This window comes from Mucilaginibacter sp. (assembly GCF_964263795.1).
Classification (GTDB): domain Bacteria; phylum Bacteroidota; class Bacteroidia; order Sphingobacteriales; family Sphingobacteriaceae; genus Mucilaginibacter.
Genome location: NZ_CAXVWK010000057.1, coordinates 103,616 through 121,194, shown reverse-complemented (window position 1 = coordinate 121,194; position 17,579 = coordinate 103,616). Strand labels below are relative to the sequence as shown.

Sequence of the window (17,579 nt, the reverse complement as noted above, 5' to 3'; positions counted from 1 at the left end):
CCGGCATTAAACATGCGTTTTAACCATAAAGTCCATCGGTTTAAATTTGACGGAAACGGTCATACCATCTTTACCGTCAATACATAGTGTACCATTGACCTGTTTGGACAGGACATTGAAAAGTTCCATTCCCAAAGAGTTTTTGACCATTTGTGCATTACAGCAAATTCCTACACCGTTATCAGCAATAATTAAATGCCAGTATCCTGTGCTGTCATGCAACAGCTTCACCTGGACTTCACCTTTCCTTCTGTCGGGGAAAGCATGTTTTATTGCATTCGTTATCGCTTCGTTCAGTATCAGGCCCAAAGATACTGCTTGTGCGACATCAAGATTCAGTTGTTCCGCTTCTGTTATAAATTTGATGTTACTGGTATAAGTGAAACTGTCTTTCAGATAAGCGACCATCTCTTTAATGTACATTGCCATTTCGACATAAGCGAGACTGTCTGACTGATAAAGTTTTTGATGGATCAGTGCCATGGAATGCAGGCGTCGCTGGCCATTCAATAGCGCTTCCTTAGCTACCTTACTGGTTGTCGTTTGTGTTTGAACGGAAAGCAGGCTCATGGTAATCTGCAAGTTGTTTTTAACCCGATGATGAATTTCTTTTAAAAGCCATTCTTTTTCGCTCAGCAGGGTTTCCTGACGCGCGTTGAGGTGCTCAAGCCTTTCGTTTTTGACATCGATCTCTTTCTTTTGCAAGATCAGGAGCCGGTTACTTCGCTGCTTCTGAGCATATCCGTAAGCCACCAACCCAGAAATTAAAGTAAATAGTGTTAAGCCGCCGAGCGTAATATTTCTTTGTAGCCGGCTATGAATAAGTTCGGCACGCTGGCTTAAACTTTCGCTTTTTAACAATCTGATCGCCTGCTCTTTCTCTTTTGTTCGGTACTTGATATTAATATCTGCTATCTGCTTAGCCTTTTCTGCATTATAAACGGTATCATTTAATGCTTTATACCGACGGTAATGCTTAAGCGCCCCGAAGTAGTCGCCTTTGGCCGAATCTACTTGATAGTACTGATACTCTTCAAGTACCTTTTCCATAAAAACCAGAGCGTGTCTCTTGTTTCTCACATTGGCTAAGTAGCTTTCCGTCTTACTTAGTTGTTTAGTGTGCGCATAAAATCTTGAAAGAGCAGCTTTCGATTCCGGAAGCAGCAAAGCATCATCTTTGTTTAATTCAACTGCTTTCAAATAAAATTTTTCTGCCAGCTTGTTCTCATGAACGGCATTATAATAAAGCGCATGAATGGTGGCTATTCTTGCTTGCTCTCCCTTAAACACGGGTGGATACAGCTTAATATACCGGTCAGCAATTACAGAGGCTTCCTTTGCCCGTCCGGAGTTACACATCACGTTTACCAGGCCCTGTAACGCTTCATAGAATTGAATCATCCCTCCCTGATCTTTGTTAATCAATGCGTAATTCATCGCATCATTATAGTACTTTATGCTTTGCCTGTGATCGTAAGCTTCATAAATTCTTGCAATTTCTATATTTATATAAGCGTATTGACCTGATTTTTCGGTGTAATGCCGATCACGGAGATTTTGCAACGCCGCAAGCGCATTGTTCAGGGCTTTTACGTTGTCTCCTTTAATCCTAAAAAAGCTACTGAGTGAAATGTAGACTTTATAAGCTTCCTCACCGCCGATCGATCTTGCGGAAGGTAGTGTTTGCAAAAGGTGAAAACTTGCGCTATCGGGATACCCCAAACGGTCGAATAAAGTGCCTGTAATCAAATGCCCGTTTAGAATTCCTTTTATGTCACCTATTTTAGTTGAAATAGCCAACGACTTTTTCCCAAAAAGAAGCAATTCTTCTCGAATGCACTTGTAAAACAATGCTTTAGCAGCCAATAAAAAGTAGGCACGGGCTTCGTTTTTTAGCTGTCCGCTATTTTGGTAATCACTGATCGCCTTCAGATAAAATGCTTTTCCTTCATCATAATTCAGCATTTTCAAATAAGAATCCCCGATTAACAAAAAAGTTATGTCGCTGAGGTCAGGTCGATGCAGTGAATCTGCAAGTGATATTGCCTGTTTTCCATAAATGATGCCACTGTCTAAATTTATCTTTAAGTTTCCTCTTTTTTGAACATAGTATTTGAGTAAAGAATGCAAGGTCTTAATAAGATTAGAGTCCCGTTTAGCGGTTGTTATTTGCAAAAGCACCTCGTCTGAAGTTGAAGACGATCTTGTCTGCGCCGAGGTAAAAAGTGATACAGAGAACAATAATCCAAAACACATCAATAACGCTTTCATTAAGTGCTTAATAACTCTTTAAATGTCTATGCAGGTTCTGAACGATGGCAATCCAAGTCGCGAAATCTGTCTTATAAACTCAAGTTATTTATTATGAATCTCGATATTTCAAGTCCAGTGAAAAATGTATCGATAATGGTCTTTGTTGTATCTGTTATCGACGGGATAGGTTAAAAGCTTAATCAACTGGCGAAGCGACCTTATGTACATCCCTATCTTCAGGCTGAAAACTGTTTAAGGTGATAATCAAGGTGAAGCATACATAATTTCCCCCATTGCTTTACACTTAGTTTTCCAAAATAGCAATGCGGTTTCCAGTCTTCCTGCGACCTTGAGCTGGTTGCACTATCGAGGAGTACCAATAGGCGGTTCTTTTCCGTTTCAAAGTCGAATCTTTCATCCGGCTGTATAACCATACTCAATGGTAGCCGCAAACCTTTAGGTTGCTCGTTATACCAGTCAATTACCATCCATTTAATCAATGTCCTTGATAATAAATAGCTTTCATCTGGCAAAATATAAAGACCTTGCCCGCATCCTATGGATAAGTTAACATGGCGCAGCATATGTTCTACCCGCATAGTACCCCAGATTGCAGGCGCTTCTTGTGTTAGACCTTCAATTCGCTTTTTAAATTCCTGATAGGCACCTTCTGTAAAAAAGTCTTCCCCTCTAATACGCTGACTATTCAGTGATTTCAGAAAGTGACCGGCAAGAGCTAAAAATGACTGCCAAAGCTCTTTGTTAAAAATTGCTCTTTTCTTCATTTATTTGAACGTTACTATTTTCAGAAATTATCGTGCTGATGCCAAGATGAGATTCGCTGCAAATTCGGCGATCATAATCGTTGGTGCGTTAGTGTTTCCGGAGGTAATTTGAGGCATAACAGAAGCATCAGCAATTCGCAAACCCGAAATACCATGCACCCTTAGATGGTTATCCACAACTGCAGCTGCACCGGACCCCATAGCGCATGTACCTACAGGATGGAAATACGTGCCGCAGGCGTCTCTGATGAAATCCTTGATGTCCTGGCGGTTTTTTACCCGTCCTGGGGTTACCTTGTTTTTAATGATCGTTTGGAAAGCAGGCTGTGCGGTAAGGTCTAAACACAGTTCGATAGCATCGGTTAAAGCTTCAAGATCCTGCTGATCAGCCAAAAAATTGGGCTGAATGACTAAAGGACCGTCGAATTGAGCTGTTTCCATTTTAAGAAAACCGCGGCTTTTGACTTTTACAAGGGTAGGCAATAGTGTAAAGCCATATTCTGGTATCTTATGCTTCGCACCGATTTCGTCAGTAACCAACGGCCCCTGAGCGGGAATGATCATCAAATCCGCAGTTTTCGTCTCTTGGGCACTTTTCGCATACAACGCGCTTCCCAGTAAATTATGCGTAGGCTGGCCAAGAGGGCCGTCAGTTTCGAAACAAAGCCCTGCAATCAACGGGTGATCCTGGAGATTCTGGCCGACACCTGGTAAGTCCGCCGAACATAATATACCGATTTTACTTAAATCTTCTGCCGGACCTATGCCGGACAGCATTAATATTCGAGGCGTTTCAATCGTCCCGGCTGTCAGGATCACTTCACTGGATGCACCTATATGATAATAATGTTCATCATGGATGAAATTCACGCCTTTGCATTGTCCGTCCTGGATGGCCAGACCGGTAACCTTTGTGTTGGTTAGCACCGTCAGGTTACCGCTGTTCATCACCGGCTTAAGATAGCCTGTGAATGTGCTGCAACGTTTGCCGTGAAGCGTATTCATACTCATCGGGCCAACACCCTCGGAATTGAGCCCGTTGGTGTCTTTCAAATAAGGTATTCCGTAAGATACGGCTGCCTCTATCAAAGCATTGGCAGCCCTATGCATTTCTTTTGCAGTCTCAACATGAATTGGCCCTCCGGCGCCGTGGAATTCCGTTTCACCGAATTCCCAGTCCTCAATCTTTTTGAATAGCGGCAATACTGAATCGAAATCCCAGCCTTTATTACCAGCTGCTGCCCAGCCATCATAATCCGCTTTGTTACCACGCGCCCAAACCATAGCATTGATGCTGCCGGAACCACCGAGCAATTTTCCCCTCGGAGCAATAATTGTCCGATGGTTAATATGCGCCGTTGGCTCGTAGCGGTAAAAATAATCATGAGTAGTTCCAATATTGCTCAACCACTGCAAAGGATCGGTAATCTGATCAATTTCCGTGTGGCTATCTCCTGCTTCTATCAGCAGTATATTCGCCTCTGTAGCGTCCAGAAGGCGACGTGCAATAACACAACCTGCGGAACCGGCTCCAACGATGATATAATCATACTGAGCAAGTATATTCGTATTTAATTTTGAGTCAACCTGACCTGGTTTACCATTTTTAACATTTATCGTTTCCATAGGGTAAAATTATTTAGTCAATCATGTAAGCGACATGACGCTGTGCAGACCTCGTGTTTTGAATTTAAATCCCGGATGCATGCCGGGTATATCCATTACCTTTGTATCGCGGAACAAAATTCAACCTATTAAAATGGGCGTGCATTCACATTTGTTAATTATTAAGTAAACTGAATGTCAGGAAACGTAAGGCCGCCGGATCGAGGTTAACGGCGCTAATAATCTAATAAGAATGAAAGAATCAACCAACAATCATTTTTGTAATCCGTTTATCAGTTATATTGAGGAAAGCTTTGCATTAGATGCCACAACTAAAGCATTGATTGCACAGCAATCACATCTAATGACTATAAAAAAGGGGGAGTTAATACTGAATGCTGGTAATGTGTGTAATTACGTGTATTTCATCATCTCAGGAGAAGCCATTTCCTATTTCAATAATTCCCGGGGCAAGACAACCACTTTCTTTTTTTATTTTAATTCGTCGGTAAGCACTATAAAAAATTTATTTGCAGTAGACTATAAAAGCTTTTTATCATCATCTCCGGCATCTATTTCCATAGTTTCGGTGTCGGCAGTTAAAGCGATAAGGTTTTCTAAAGAAAACATTGATTATCTTATAGAAAAGTCTCCCATTTTCGAGCGATGGATAAGAACTGTAGATGAGAAAGTTTACAGCTATACTTTTGATCGTGTCTTCTCGCTATTGACCCTATCAGCGAAAGACCGATATGAAAAATTTTTAAAAGAGGAACCTTACTTGCTCAATATCTTCTCCAATTACCATATCGCTTCGTATCTGGGTATAACCGCACAATCTCTTAGCAGGATCAGAAGTGGCGTTAAAAACCTTAAGAGTAATGAGAGCGGATTGTAACCGCAATTACACATTTTTAAGATGAAGAAGAATTCATGCTACTGTAACAGGTTAAATTTTTAAGTATGTTAAAGGTTATTTAAAGGTACCAGCTACATAGACGCAAATTAGCACTCGCAGGAAACCGGTAAGTTCCTGAGAATTGAAATATGCAGCATCGAATTACAGCGTTAAATGTGTATTCATCGTCAGTAAATTCCGTATTAATAATACGTGGTCTGCTTTTCCCCTATATATCGCGCTTCACAAGGTAAATTCACTAAATATAGTGGATAGTAACTGGCCTATTCATATGAAAAGACTGTCAGTCAATGTATTAGTTAGTTGGCACTCCTCTTGTAGTTGCAGAAGCGAGGTGCTACAGGCGTTCAGACAGTACTATTGTAAGGCTCTGATTTCTCCCGGAACGATGGTAGCGTAAAGAGACTGGCGCTATATAAATTGCATGGTGGCTGTCCTTTACAGAAAATGCCTGTTTCCATGCTCAACCTTTTTTGCAACTACAGACTTTAAAAATGAGCTACCATTTTGCGCCGCAACTGCTTTTACGGATGCCTGTCAGGACCCCGGCTGACTATATCAACGACATTCAGCTATTTTTAGAGGACCAGCTTTTTCTTGGTGCGCTAAGAGTCGCTACAATTTCTTTTTACACAGTTTTAGAGCGACAGCAGTTTCAAGCTTCTAAACTAACGGGTAAAGAATTAAATTCATTACAAAAATATATAAACCGGTATTGTTTTCGCCCTACCCCTTTTGGCTTATTTGCTTCAGTATCCCTGGCGCATTGGATAGAGAAAAACGACGCAAAAACCACTTCAGCCAATTTTAGCGCTCATATCGAGGCGGCGATGCCCATACAGGATATAATCGGGACCAGTTTGCTGGCAAATCAGCCTAAAGACCTGGCAATATTTGAAAGTAATCCCTCCATCTACAGGGTGTTGAATGAATACCGTTTTTTTCGGACAAGCCTGGATGAAACGGGCAAGCAACGCGAGTACCAGTTGCAATCCATTGCATTTTCCAGGTTACTGAAAGACCTGATCCGTCGCTGCACCTTAGGATGCTCCTGGCGAGAGATCGTCAGTCAAGTTTTACTTTATGCGCAATGTACAATCAATGATGCTGAAGATTATGCCGAATTCCTGATTGATGCCCAACTGCTCGTCCATAATAACCGTTTATCCATTACCGGTACGGATCATTTATCGCGATTAGCGATCAAAGTTGATGACAGCCAAATGAGAAGCAAGTTACTCGCCATGCGGTCCCGGCAAACCAGTACGAATGGCATTGATTCCCGGTTCATAGCGCAACTGGAGCATGACTTTCAAAGTCTGTTACCAGATGTTAAATTACCACAGGATAAATTGAATGTTATTTTACTACGGGAAAATTCGGCAAAACTGGAGATGGACTTTCAGCATAAACTTCGGGATGGACTTAAAGCATTGGAGTTACTTTCGATAAGTGGACCATCGGCCAACCTATCACAGTTTATCCAATCTTTCCAGCAAAATTTCGAAGGCCAGACATTACCGGTCTTACAGGCGCTTGATCCGGAAGCTGGTATTGGCTACCAGTTACCTGACATAGAGAGAAATAACCCCCTCCTCGAAACACTGAACATTCCCTACAGAAATCTGGTAAAGGCGGACGGAATATGGTCTTCTGTTCATCGTATGCTGATCGAATCCTGGCTTCGTAAAAAATCAGACGAGGTGGTGATCAGGTTGCAGGATGCCGACCTGGAGCACCTAAAAAACGCTAATCTGCCTGAGCCTATTCTTGGCATGTCGGTACTGTTTCGCGTTTCGGAGAATAAAGTATTTATTGAGAACGCAGGCGGTATTAACGCTCCTGCATTAATGGGACGATTTACGATAGCTGATGAAAAAATAGCCTCTGCTGCAAGGATGATGGCCCGAGAACTGGAAGCACAAAACCCTGATCTTATTTTCGCCGAACTGCTGCATCTGGGCGATCCCCATACTGATAATGTAAACCGCAGGGAACATATTTATCATTACGAACTGCCGATAACTGCGGCCTCTACCTTACCCGCAGAGCAACAGCTTCAATTGTCCGACCTGTATATCAGGATCATTCATAACAAAGTGATGCTTTTCTCTGGACGGCATCAGAAATTCGTGATCCCTCGTCTTACATCCGCTTATAATCACAGCCTGAATAAACTGCCATTATTCCGTTTTCTGGCAGACCTGCCTTATCAATATGGGCGTTCAAACCTGGGTTTAAACCTGCGGCATTTATTCCCGGGCCTTCGGTATTACCCAAGGGTCGAGTACAAAGACACCATTTTAAGTTTGGCCACTTGGATAATTACCGAACAGGAGATCGAAAACTTATTTGAAGAAACTAACGCGGCCGGTGACGCTTTCATCCGTCTAAGTACCGCAATCGGACTAGCACGCTATTTTTCAATCGTCGAAAGCGACCAGGAATTGGTTTTTGACGGAACAAGTAAGCGTGATATCGAGTCGGTCTGCAATTTTATACGGCAAAAAAAAGAAGTGGTTTTCAAAGAGTTTTTGAACCAAACGACGATAAAGCAGTATAACGCTTATCTTTTACCCGATGAACCTTTTGTGCTGCCAAAACCAGCCAGCCTGAAAAAATCACCAATCAAATTACAGCGTAAATATATTCCGGGCTCCTCCTGGCTTTACCTGAAAGTATATGCGCCCAAGATTAGTGTAAACCGCCTGCTGTTACGATTAGCCCCCATGCTCCATAAGCGCTATGGAGGTCATAATATCCGTCAATGGTTCTTCATCCGTTACGACGATCATGCGCCCCATATCAGATTACGGTTGCAAGTGGATCCGGGCTCGATAAACGAAATCCTGCTTGCTTTCAAAACGAAATTGGAAGACCGTATTCAGCAGCATGTCATCCGAGAATTTCAGATCGATGTTTATAGCCGTGAACTGGAACGTTATGCGGCAGGCGGAATGGAAAATACAGAACGCTTTTTCTGGACGAGCAGTGAACTGGTATTGCAATTCTTAAAACATACAACGACAAAATCCGTTGCCAGCACCCACGCGTTCGCACTTTATTCGATTTCAATAATGATCAGCACGTTTATCTCCGATATCGATGAGCAGCATGATTTTACGCTGACCAGCTTTCAGCAATTCCTGCCGGAATTTACCGAGAAGCCTTTCAAGGTAGATCTTGATAAAAAGTACCGTGAACTTTCGAGTGGGATCTTGGCAGCTTTCGAGACTGCCGATGCAGGCCTTTTCAGCGGGTCTTTAAAAGCGGGCAACAATTTCAAACGTAGCCTTTCCATCATAAAAAACCTTATGGTTGGATCTCTGGATGCAGATTACCTGCGCAGCATTATTCATATGCACGTTAACCGGATTTTCACAGATGAGTCGCGCAAACAGGAAATGATCTGTTATTACTTGCTGCATAAATACCTGCTGTCTTTCAAAGGCCGTAATAAACGATCAACGTGAGGGTTGTTTAACGGTCAGTTTTAACCAGATGCTCATCCATCAGATCCAAAAACCGCTTTTTATAATAGTCACCCATGACCAGGTTATAGCCGTTTTCCATCCGAATCTGACCGCGCTCTATTACCTTGACATGATTAACATTGATCAGGAAAGAACGATGAATTCTGGCGAATAAGGGTTTGGGGAGAAAGCTTTCCATATCTTTCATGGTCAGATAAGTTGTATGTTTTCCAGCAGTTGTGTGTATATGTATATAATTATCCGCGCCTTCGATATAGATCAATTCATTGAACTTTACTTTTATCATTTTACCCTTTGTCTCACTTTTAATATTGAAAAAGTCCTCCCGGATAGGATAGTCATTTTTAGCCATCAATTTCCGCTTTCGCTTGGCATGTTGAATGCACTTTGCAAAGCGTTCGTAGGTAATCGGCTTCAGTAAGAAATCAAAGGCTTCTTTCTCAAACGCCTGTAGCGCGTACTGCGAAAATGCAGTGGTGAAAACAACGGTCGTATACAGGTTGACCATACCTGCCAGGTCCATGCCAGATAGCAAGCGCATATCAACATCCAGAAAAGTAATATCCGGGGCGTTTGAGCTTGTCAAGTCATCCAGTGCAGCAACAGGATCAATTGAAGATCCGATCAACTCTAACCCCGGCGTTCGTTCAATGTATTCTTTTAGCAGTGTTATCGCCCCCGCTTCATCGTCTACCACATAGCAACTGATAATATTCATAGATCAATAGTTAGATTTACAGCAAACAGATCGTCTTCATCATGAATCAGGAATTTATACCGCCCCTGGTAATAATTGCTGAGCCTTTTTTCAATATTCCTCAGTCCTAATCCGCCTTTAGCATAAAGATTCGTATTTCGTTTTAAATTTCGTGTTTCAAAAATCAACCGGTTTCCTTCCAATTCGAGCGATATATGGGCGGGGTGCTTTTTGTCACCCATATCGCCATGCTTCATTACGTTTTCGACCAGCGTGACTAGCACCAATGGCATAATCTTAACATCGGAAATTTTTCCTTTTCTTTTGAATCGAAGGAAAAACTGTTCCCGGAACCGCATTCGGCAAAGCTCAATAAGGTTCTCCAGTTGTGCTGTTTCCTGACTTAACGAAACGGTCATCGTCTCATCCGCGCTAACCAGGGAGTAACGCATCAGGTCTGATAAACGCGAAACACTGTTTCCTGCATCGGCAGACACCTTATATACTTCATTATGGATGAAACTTAATGAGTTAAATAGTAAATGAGGGCTGATCTGATTTTGCAGGTACGCATTTTCAACAGACATATATTTATTTTCCAATTCAAGCGTTTTTGCTCTTGACTTTAATTGCTCGATTTCCATTTCGTGATTACGATCTTTAAATCGAATCATGTAAAGCATTGACCAATAGGCAATGCTAAGTCCAATAAAGTAAATTCCCCGCCAGATATTGGTTACCGCATACAAATCATTCAGTGGAATATGTCCAGCGATTGGATGAGCAGGATCAGCTATTACACAATCAATGGAATATTTGATAATTAAATATAACGGTAATTCAATTATCGTAAGACCTATAGCAGTAAGATACGGTTTTGATGTTTTGAAAAATGCAAAATGCAATAGGATATGGGCATTGACGTAGAACAGCGTTATGTTAAGGGTATAGAATACGACAAAATTTGTTAAGCGGCCGAGTGTTCCTACGCTGAAATGTATAAACGTCAGCTCATAACTGATAAAAATTATCCAACATAAAACATGACGAAGCAAAGTACCTTTTTTGATCATATGGTTAAATCATGTCATTAAGAATTCATTCTGTACTTTCTGCATAGAGCAAATAGCTCTAAACGTAACAAAGTTGGTTAGCTCTTTCCGGCAAAATAATTTTGGTTAAAACTTTTAGCCATGAAAAACGACAAATCAAAAAAACTAAGTAAACAGATCAATACCATCTGCGATTTTAAATCACCAACATCGAGAAATGCGTTCAGCGAAACCGGGACTGATCCTACCAATGTTACGATTATCACGCTAACGACTGTTAATACGCATTTAGCAGGGCAAAAGTTAACTGCATAGAAATATTAATTTCATACAGATCTTCAATAAAGCCCCTTGAAGCGCGCTTAATGCACAATTCGAATTAACTATATGTTAACCAACACTTTTGAGATTTGCTTAGATCAGAATTATATGAACTTGAAAAATTTGTCGATTCTATTCTGAAAATCGAAGGAATCGCAACGAGCTATCCCGACTTTACAGCTAAACAGGTTGGGCTTGTAAAATCGCTATGCGCTGACCTAAAGAAGAAGTGGACACATGATCTGTTGAGCAATGCAAAGGATCAGGTGATCAAGCGTTATGTGCAATATCACCAAGCCGGCATTACCGGGCTGTCGGATAAGACCAGCAGGTATATGCCGGCTTTGGATTTAAATGAAACTATAAAAGCCGATCAGAGAACTGCTTTCCAAGAGCTGGTCACCGAACTTGAAAACCTGTTAGATTTTCTTCACCGTCAATTTTATACCTATTTTGATATAGATCACAAAACCACTATATATCACTGCGAACTTCTTAATCAACAAATAAAGTATTTCGAAGCAGCGTTAAAAGCATATCAATCTGATCAGGTACAAAAATCCTTAATCTTATGCATCCTGGCATCGGCAGAAGAGGTTGCTACAGAAGGATTGGTTGCAGGTATATCTTACCGGCAAAGCGAGCAATGCCTTAACGTCGTGCGCATGTTGCACCAAATGTTGATTTTCGGCACAAATACCACAACAGAGAAGCTTGTTTTGGACTTATACCGTCAGAACGCGAATTCGTTATATTTTTTTAATTGGCATCAGGAATTTATTGCAGATCAGCTCGCTAAATATAATGACAAAAAACAGCGAAATAATTTTTTAAACGACCAGATCAAGATACTTGCAGCAATTTTTGTACTGCCCGAAAAGGCGATACAGCCGGAACTTCCTTCAACCGATGCTTTTATATTACCATGGCTTCAAGAACAGATTAACACAGATGGAAAACATACAAGTTTTAAAGCACCATCTTTACAATTACCACTAAATTTATCTGTTCCGCAATTTGCGGTATTCATCCGGATCTGTTACAAAACAGGATGTTTCCCGGTTGAAAATATCGCAATGATCATCCGCTTTTTCACCACGAATTTTACAACGAAAAAGCAGCCGCATATCTCCCATAAAAGCTTTGGCCGTGCTTTTTACAATCTGGATCAATCAGCTGCTGCTGTTGTACGTGACTATCTGCAAAAGATGCTCAACTATTTAAATAAAACCTATTTCCCATAACTAAAGCGAAATCTATGAAAAATTGATACGCTCAGGCTTTGTTTGAAACACCCGTTTCTGTTAACAGGTGGCGAAGCTTTTAATTTAACGCGATACCGATGATAACTAAATTTAGCGATCGCCTTTATGCTGATATGAGCAGGGATCTCAATGCCCTGATGTTGGAAGATGAGCAGGTGATAAAAAGGTTGGAGAAATCGATCCATGTATGTTTAAAATCTTTGCGTAAGCTAAAAGATTACTGTAAACTGAATGACCCCGGAACACCGGGAGAAGAAATTCAATTCTTCAAAAAAATAAAGCCAAAATTTAAATCTAAACTGATATTTTATCAGTCTTTGCTTAACCTGGAGATCCGAAAGCCCATTGGAGACGGAAAGGTCGTATCAGATTATTTCACCAATGAGATAAAGATCCTTTACCATTTTTTTGAAAGCAATTTATCTTTTTATCAATATGTCAGGACTCAGGCCACTTACCTGGATGAGTACTATTTTGTTCGTGGTAACTATGACGTTCATCTGGACCCGGACCAGTGCGTTATAGATTTTGATCCTACTTTCAGCACTACGCATGATCATAAACTAGCACAGGTTTTAGCGAGCGAACTTTTGCAGGAATATCTTGAGCAGGCCATTCAGAAGATAAATCAGAAAGACGCCATCGTGCAATTGGATTCGGAATTCCGTGACTTTGATTGGAAACAGACCAAATGTGCGTTGATCGAATTGATCTATAGCTGGCATGCCACCGAGGCATTTGGGAAAAAGAGCCTGAAGAGCATTGTGAAATTTATTGAAAGATCTTTCAATGTCTCGCTTGGCAATTTCTATGACACCTATGACTGGCTGTGCGGCCGCCCAAGCCCCACGGTATATATTGACGAAATGAAGGAAGCTTTTCTGCTACGAATACAGAAAAAACTGAAATAAAATGATACCAGGAGCGGCTATAGGCCGCTTTTTTTATGAAAAAGTGAAAATAGTTGCACTCCGAGTCGGACAAACTCGGAGTAATATTGGCAGGTCTTTCCGCAATTTTGTCTTGTCGCCGGCAGCAATGGAGCTGCGGCAAAAACCAACTGTTATGCTTCACCAAATCTCATGGATCACCTATTCGGTCAGCATCATGTTATTGGCCGTCATGTACTACCTGTATGTAGGAGTGACTTTTTACAGACATGAAATCCGGACAGTATTTCAAAAATTCACCGGCAGACAGCCTGCTTTAAAAACGGCAATAACCGGAGACCTGCAAATTCCCGATTATGATATCATGGGAAAAGCACAGGCGGAGGATGTGGACTTCGTTTCCCAGGAGGAACTATCATTTGCACCTGCCGATTACCCGGATGATGCAATACCAAATGAAACCTCACCGATGGAAAATACGGGCAAGCTGATCGGATACTTTTCAGAAATGATTTCAGAGGTTAAAACCCTTATTAGAGTGATTAACGAATCCAGTGAAAGCAAAGAGAATTTCGAGATGCTTTTTCAGCTGATCATTCAAAAGTATCCGGAACTGGCCGGCACCCCCTACCAAAAGCAGATCAACGATTACCTGCTGTCAGAAGGCGCCCCGGAATTTCCGTTTTCCCTAAATGAAACCGACTTAATTAATTATTGGCTAACCGAACAACAAAATTAAACAGCTATGAAAACCAATCAAGTAAAAACAGTAATGCACAGCATCAACTGCAGGTTAAAATCAATGAGCGTGTTGATTATCCTGATCATGATCAATTTGCAAATCGCTTTCGCACAGGACGGTAACGCAGGTATCAACCAGGCAACTTCCCAGGTTAAAAGCTATTTCGATACCGGAACCAACCTTATGTATGCCATCGGTGCCATTATCGGACTGGTGGGTGCAATAAAGGTATTCAAAAAATGGAACGATGGCGAACACGATACCGGTAAGGTTGCTTCCAGCTGGTTTGGCAGTTGCATCTTCCTGGTGGTGGTCGCTACAGTTCTGAAATCGTTTTTCGGAGTTTAAAGTCGACAATGATGGGCTTCAACAAATATTGCAACTAAAAAAAGAAAGGTGATCAGGCAATGCCAGTATATCAAATCAATAAAGGGATCAATAAACCGATTGAATTTAAAGGGTTAAAGGCCCAATACATCGGTTACCTGGCGGGCGGCCTTGTCAGCCTGCTGATCCTGTTCGCAGTCATGTATATCTCCGGAATGCCGGTTTATATATGCTTTTTAACAATTACCGCTTTAGGTATAGGATTGTTCTACCAGGTATACAGGCTCAGCCATAAATATGGCCGGTATGGCCTGATGAAGCGTACCGCGCTACGATACATGCCAGGATATCTCAAATTTAATTCACGCAAACTATTCACTCGTTTAAAGAAATAATCATGGCTTTATTCACCAAAGCAGAACAGGTTTTTCCTATCTACAAAGTGGAACATAACTGTATGGTATCAGTTCAGGGTGATATAACCGTGGCCTACGAGGTCACTTTGCCCGAGATATTTACGCTTTCGGACGAAGATTATGAGACCTATCACCAGTCCTGGATCAGAGCAGTTAAGGTACTTCCAAAACACAGCATCCTTCACAAGCAAGATTACTATATCCGTAATCGGTATTCCGGCGCGCAGGGATTACCGGAGAATTTCTTAACCTCCGCCGCGGACCGACACTTTAAAGGCCGTCCGTTCCTGGATCATACCTGCTATTTAATGCTGACTAAAAAAGCAGAGGACAGGAAACAAGCGAACAGTGGCTTTTCGGGTATTATGCGTAAAAGCATTACTCCAAAACAAACGACCAGCAAGCGTGCGTTACCTGAATTTCTGGAAAAGGCCGGACAGTTTGAACGTATTCTTTGTGATAGCGGATTTATCAGGCTCAAAAAGCTGACAAACGATGACCTTACCGGGACGGCACATAAAGCCGGCCTGCTGGAGCAATATTGTTTTTTGCAAAAACAGGATGAATTGCCTATAATAAAAGATGTGCATCTTAAAGACCGGTTACAGATCGGTGACCAGCATGCGCGGTTATTTACGCTCGGGGACGCAGAGGACCTGCCCGCTTTGTGCGGCAGCCGGATTACGTACGACAAATACAGCACTGATAAAACAAAATTCCCTTTGGGCTTTGCAGCGCAACTTAACCTTTTGCTGGACTGCAACCATATTTATAACCAATATTTCTTTGTCGGAGATACCGCTAAAAGCATTAAAGAACTGGAAGCAAAGAAACTGCGCTTACAATCGCTGTCCGCCTACAGCCGGGAAAACGCGATCGGCCGGGACGCCACGAACGACTTTCTGAATGAAGCGATCAGTCAACAGCGCCTTCCGGTTAAGGCTCATTTTAATGTTTTGGCCTGGACCGACAAAACTGAAGAATTGCAGGATATTAAGAATATGGTCGGTTCCGCAATGGCGCAGATCGGCGCCAGCAGTAAGCAGGAGTCGGATGGTGCCGCACAGATCTGGTGGGCCGGTATTCCAGGTAACGCGTCCGACTTCCCTGTCAACGATACATTTGATACTTTTCTGGAACAAGCTACTTGTTTTTTAAACCTGGAAAGCAATTACCGCAGCGACCCGCCTGCAAGCGGCATTCGTTTTTGTGACCGTTTGACCGGTAAGCCTACTTATGTAGACCTTTTTGACGCGCCACGTGATCAAGGCATCACCTCCAATATGGGTATGCTGGTTTGCGGGACTTCCGGAGGCGGAAAGTCAATGACCGTAAACCATATTCTGCGGTCCCTGTATGACCAGGGCGCTCATTGTGTGACGGTAGATATCGGCGGCAGCTATAAAGGATTGTGCGAACTCGTAGGCGGTTATTACTTTACCTATGAGGAAAGTAAGCCGATCAGGTTCAACCCCTTTTATCTTCCACAAGCGCAATCGCTGGATACTGAAAAAAAGGAAAGCCTGAAAGCGCTACTGGTCACCTTGTGGAAGCAGGAAGACGAAAGCCTCCTTCGAAGCGAGTACGTAGCGCTTTCGAATGCGCTTCAGGGTTATTATCAGCATTTGGCTAAAAACAAAGAAGTATTCCCAGGATTCAACTCGTTCTATGATTATCTGCAAAGCCACTATGTTCAGATCCTGAAGGATCAGCGGGTGAAGGATAAGGATTTTGATATAGATAATTTCCTTTACGTTTTGCGCCCCTATTACCAGGGCGGTGAATTCGACTATCTGCTGAACGCCTCTGAAAACCTGAACCTGCTGGACCAAAGGTTCGTTGTTATCGAGCTGGATTCGATCAAAGACCATCCTATATTATTTCCGGTGGTTACGCTGATCATCATGGAAATGTTCCTGTCCAAGATGCGAAAGCTGGAAGGGATCAGAAAAGTTCTGACCATTGACGAAGCCTGGAAAGCCATTGCCAATTCCGGCATGGCTGGATTTATCCAGTACGCTTTTAAGACCATGCGAAAGTTTAACGGGGTGCCTAATGTGGTTACCCAGGAACTGGATGACCTGATCAGTTCCCCGATCATTAAGGATGCGATTATCAATAATGCTGATATCAAAATATTAATGGATATGCGCAAGTTCATGAACAATTTTGATAAGCTGCAGGATACGCTCGGGATGTCGGATAAGGGAAAACAACAGGTCTTATCGGTCAACAAAGATAACCGGGAGATCTACATCGATCTTGGCGGACAGGTTATGAAGGTCTTCAAGAACGAGCTATCACCGGAAGAATATTACGCTTATACAACCGAAGGAAAAGAACGTGTGAAAGTTCAGGAATTTGCTGCCCGGTATGGGAATATGGAGAAAGGAATTACAGCACTAATTGCCCATAATAAAGTATAACCAAAAATCATATGAAAAAACTGATGTTATTGATCCTGATCGGCTGTTCGCTGATCTTCATCGCATGCCATAAAACTGAAAATTCTGTCTCAGGTGTGTATGTAATGCATTTCAAAAATGAGTTCAGTATAGCCACCGACACAATTATTATTACAGCTTACAATCTAGCCGCAAGTACTTTTCAGGTGGAAAGAAGAGATGGTTATCATCGTATACGGGAGGGGAAGATTCTGGCGAAGGAATTTAAGCAGGAACACTGGATGGCTACGTTTGATAAAGAAAAGCAACGTCTTTCAGAGTCTGAGTTCGGAAAACAGATCTATTTAAATATAACCGCCGGTACGTTGTCTTTTGGCGGAACCTACCGAAAAATTAAGTAAACACTAT

The 17,579-nt window shown here is 42.0% G+C and carries 15 protein-coding genes; 10 read left to right on the top strand and 5 right to left on the bottom strand.

Features of this window, described 5'->3' with window-relative positions:
• Window positions 1-6: 6 nt before the first annotated feature.
• From ACE5CV_RS10355 to ACE5CV_RS10345, 3 genes are all read right to left on the bottom strand, one after another.
• Window positions 7-2,271 (bottom strand): histidine kinase dimerization/phosphoacceptor domain -containing protein, encoded by a 2,265-nt coding sequence (locus ACE5CV_RS10355; RefSeq protein ID WP_374950089.1) that lies wholly within the window; start codon window positions 2,269-2,271, stop codon window positions 7-9.
• Between the two features lie 218 nt (window positions 2,272-2,489).
• Window positions 2,490-3,038 carry a DUF1569 domain-containing protein gene (locus ACE5CV_RS10350; protein ID WP_374950088.1) on the bottom strand — a complete coding sequence of 183 codons (549 nt, stop codon included), beginning with the start codon at window positions 3,036-3,038 and terminating at the stop codon, window positions 2,490-2,492.
• A gap of 27 nt (window positions 3,039-3,065) precedes the next feature.
• The gene (locus ACE5CV_RS10345; RefSeq protein ID WP_374950087.1) at window positions 3,066-4,664 is read right to left on the bottom strand and encodes a GMC family oxidoreductase; all 1,599 of its coding nucleotides are present in this window, start codon (window positions 4,662-4,664) and stop codon (window positions 3,066-3,068) included.
• A 232-nt stretch (window positions 4,665-4,896) separates the two neighbouring features.
• Here ACE5CV_RS10345 and ACE5CV_RS10340 point away from each other — a divergent pair, with 232 nt between their 5' ends.
• Together ACE5CV_RS10340 and ACE5CV_RS10335 are read left to right on the top strand one after the other, a co-directional pair.
• Entirely contained in the window at window positions 4,897-5,541 is a 645-nt protein-coding gene (locus ACE5CV_RS10340) for a Crp/Fnr family transcriptional regulator (protein ID WP_374950086.1), read from the top strand.
• A gap of 515 nt (window positions 5,542-6,056) precedes the next feature.
• Complete coding sequence (locus ACE5CV_RS10335; RefSeq protein WP_374950085.1) at window positions 6,057-9,035, top strand: thiopeptide-type bacteriocin biosynthesis protein; 2,979 nt, start codon at window positions 6,057-6,059, stop codon at window positions 9,033-9,035.
• 7 nt (window positions 9,036-9,042) lie between these two features.
• On the opposite strand, the gene ACE5CV_RS10330 is transcribed toward ACE5CV_RS10335, so the two are convergent.
• Together ACE5CV_RS10330 and ACE5CV_RS10325 are read right to left on the bottom strand one after the other, a co-directional pair.
• Window positions 9,043-9,774: a LytR/AlgR family response regulator transcription factor gene (locus ACE5CV_RS10330; protein WP_374950084.1), complete on the bottom strand. Its 732-nt coding sequence runs from the start codon at window positions 9,772-9,774 to the stop codon at window positions 9,043-9,045.
• A complete protein-coding gene (locus ACE5CV_RS10325) occupies window positions 9,771-10,826 on the bottom strand; it encodes a sensor histidine kinase (protein WP_374950083.1) in 1,056 nt (351 codons plus the stop codon). The genes ACE5CV_RS10330 and ACE5CV_RS10325 overlap by 4 nt, the downstream gene beginning before the upstream one ends.
• Before the next feature lie 120 nt (window positions 10,827-10,946).
• On the opposite strand from ACE5CV_RS10325, the gene ACE5CV_RS10320 reads away from it, so the two are divergent.
• The 8 genes from ACE5CV_RS10320 (at window position 10,947) to ACE5CV_RS10285 (ending at window position 17,572) form a co-directional block, all read left to right on the top strand.
• Window positions 10,947-11,120: a hypothetical protein gene (locus ACE5CV_RS10320; RefSeq protein ID WP_374950082.1), complete on the top strand. Its 174-nt coding sequence runs from the start codon at window positions 10,947-10,949 to the stop codon at window positions 11,118-11,120.
• Window positions 11,121-11,215: 95 nt separating this feature from the next.
• Window positions 11,216-12,370 carry a hypothetical protein gene (locus tag ACE5CV_RS10315; protein ID WP_374950081.1) on the top strand — a complete coding sequence of 385 codons (1,155 nt, stop codon included), beginning with the start codon at window positions 11,216-11,218 and terminating at the stop codon, window positions 12,368-12,370.
• Window positions 12,371-12,468: 98 nt separating this feature from the next.
• Window positions 12,469-13,302 carry an RteC domain-containing protein gene (locus ACE5CV_RS10310; protein WP_374950080.1) on the top strand — a complete coding sequence of 278 codons (834 nt, stop codon included), beginning with the start codon at window positions 12,469-12,471 and terminating at the stop codon, window positions 13,300-13,302.
• A gap of 154 nt (window positions 13,303-13,456) precedes the next feature.
• On the top strand, window positions 13,457-14,020 hold the full coding sequence (locus tag ACE5CV_RS10305) for a hypothetical protein (protein ID WP_374950079.1): 564 nt from the start codon (window positions 13,457-13,459) through the stop codon (window positions 14,018-14,020).
• 63 nt (window positions 14,021-14,083) lie between these two features.
• Entirely contained in the window at window positions 14,084-14,371 is a 288-nt protein-coding gene (locus ACE5CV_RS10300; RefSeq protein WP_374950179.1) for a DUF4134 domain-containing protein, read from the top strand.
• Window positions 14,372-14,430: 59 nt separating this feature from the next.
• On the top strand, window positions 14,431-14,745 hold the full coding sequence (locus ACE5CV_RS10295) for a DUF4133 domain-containing protein (protein ID WP_374950078.1): 315 nt from the start codon (window positions 14,431-14,433) through the stop codon (window positions 14,743-14,745).
• Window positions 14,746-14,747: 2 nt separating this feature from the next.
• The gene (locus tag ACE5CV_RS10290) at window positions 14,748-17,192 is read left to right on the top strand and encodes a TraG family conjugative transposon ATPase (protein ID WP_374950077.1); all 2,445 of its coding nucleotides are present in this window, start codon (window positions 14,748-14,750) and stop codon (window positions 17,190-17,192) included.
• Window positions 17,193-17,203: 11 nt separating this feature from the next.
• On the top strand, window positions 17,204-17,572 hold the full coding sequence (locus ACE5CV_RS10285; RefSeq protein WP_374950076.1) for a hypothetical protein: 369 nt from the start codon (window positions 17,204-17,206) through the stop codon (window positions 17,570-17,572).
• Window positions 17,573-17,579 lie beyond the last annotated feature (7 nt).

Coding starts and splice junctions, on each gene's coding strand:
- ACE5CV_RS10355 (WP_374950089.1), bottom strand. CDS start 2,271: ATGAAAGCGTTATTGATGTGTTTTGGATTATTGTTCTCTGTATCACTT.
- ACE5CV_RS10350 (WP_374950088.1), bottom strand. CDS start 3,038: ATGAAGAAAAGAGCAATTTTTAACAAAGAGCTTTGGCAGTCATTTTTA.
- ACE5CV_RS10345 (WP_374950087.1), bottom strand. CDS start 4,664: ATGGAAACGATAAATGTTAAAAATGGTAAACCAGGTCAGGTTGACTCA.
- ACE5CV_RS10340 (WP_374950086.1), top strand. CDS start 4,897: ATGAAAGAATCAACCAACAATCATTTTTGTAATCCGTTTATCAGTTAT.
- ACE5CV_RS10335 (WP_374950085.1), top strand. CDS start 6,057: ATGAGCTACCATTTTGCGCCGCAACTGCTTTTACGGATGCCTGTCAGG.
- ACE5CV_RS10330 (WP_374950084.1), bottom strand. CDS start 9,774: ATGAATATTATCAGTTGCTATGTGGTAGACGATGAAGCGGGGGCGATA.
- ACE5CV_RS10325 (WP_374950083.1), bottom strand. CDS start 10,826: ATGATCAAAAAAGGTACTTTGCTTCGTCATGTTTTATGTTGGATAATT.
- ACE5CV_RS10320 (WP_374950082.1), top strand. CDS start 10,947: ATGAAAAACGACAAATCAAAAAAACTAAGTAAACAGATCAATACCATC.
- ACE5CV_RS10310 (WP_374950080.1), top strand. CDS start 12,469: ATGATAACTAAATTTAGCGATCGCCTTTATGCTGATATGAGCAGGGAT.
- ACE5CV_RS10305 (WP_374950079.1), top strand. CDS start 13,457: ATGCTTCACCAAATCTCATGGATCACCTATTCGGTCAGCATCATGTTA.
- ACE5CV_RS10300 (WP_374950179.1), top strand. CDS start 14,084: ATGAGCGTGTTGATTATCCTGATCATGATCAATTTGCAAATCGCTTTC.
- ACE5CV_RS10295 (WP_374950078.1), top strand. CDS start 14,431: ATGCCAGTATATCAAATCAATAAAGGGATCAATAAACCGATTGAATTT.
- ACE5CV_RS10290 (WP_374950077.1), top strand. CDS start 14,748: ATGGCTTTATTCACCAAAGCAGAACAGGTTTTTCCTATCTACAAAGTG.
- ACE5CV_RS10285 (WP_374950076.1), top strand. CDS start 17,204: ATGAAAAAACTGATGTTATTGATCCTGATCGGCTGTTCGCTGATCTTC.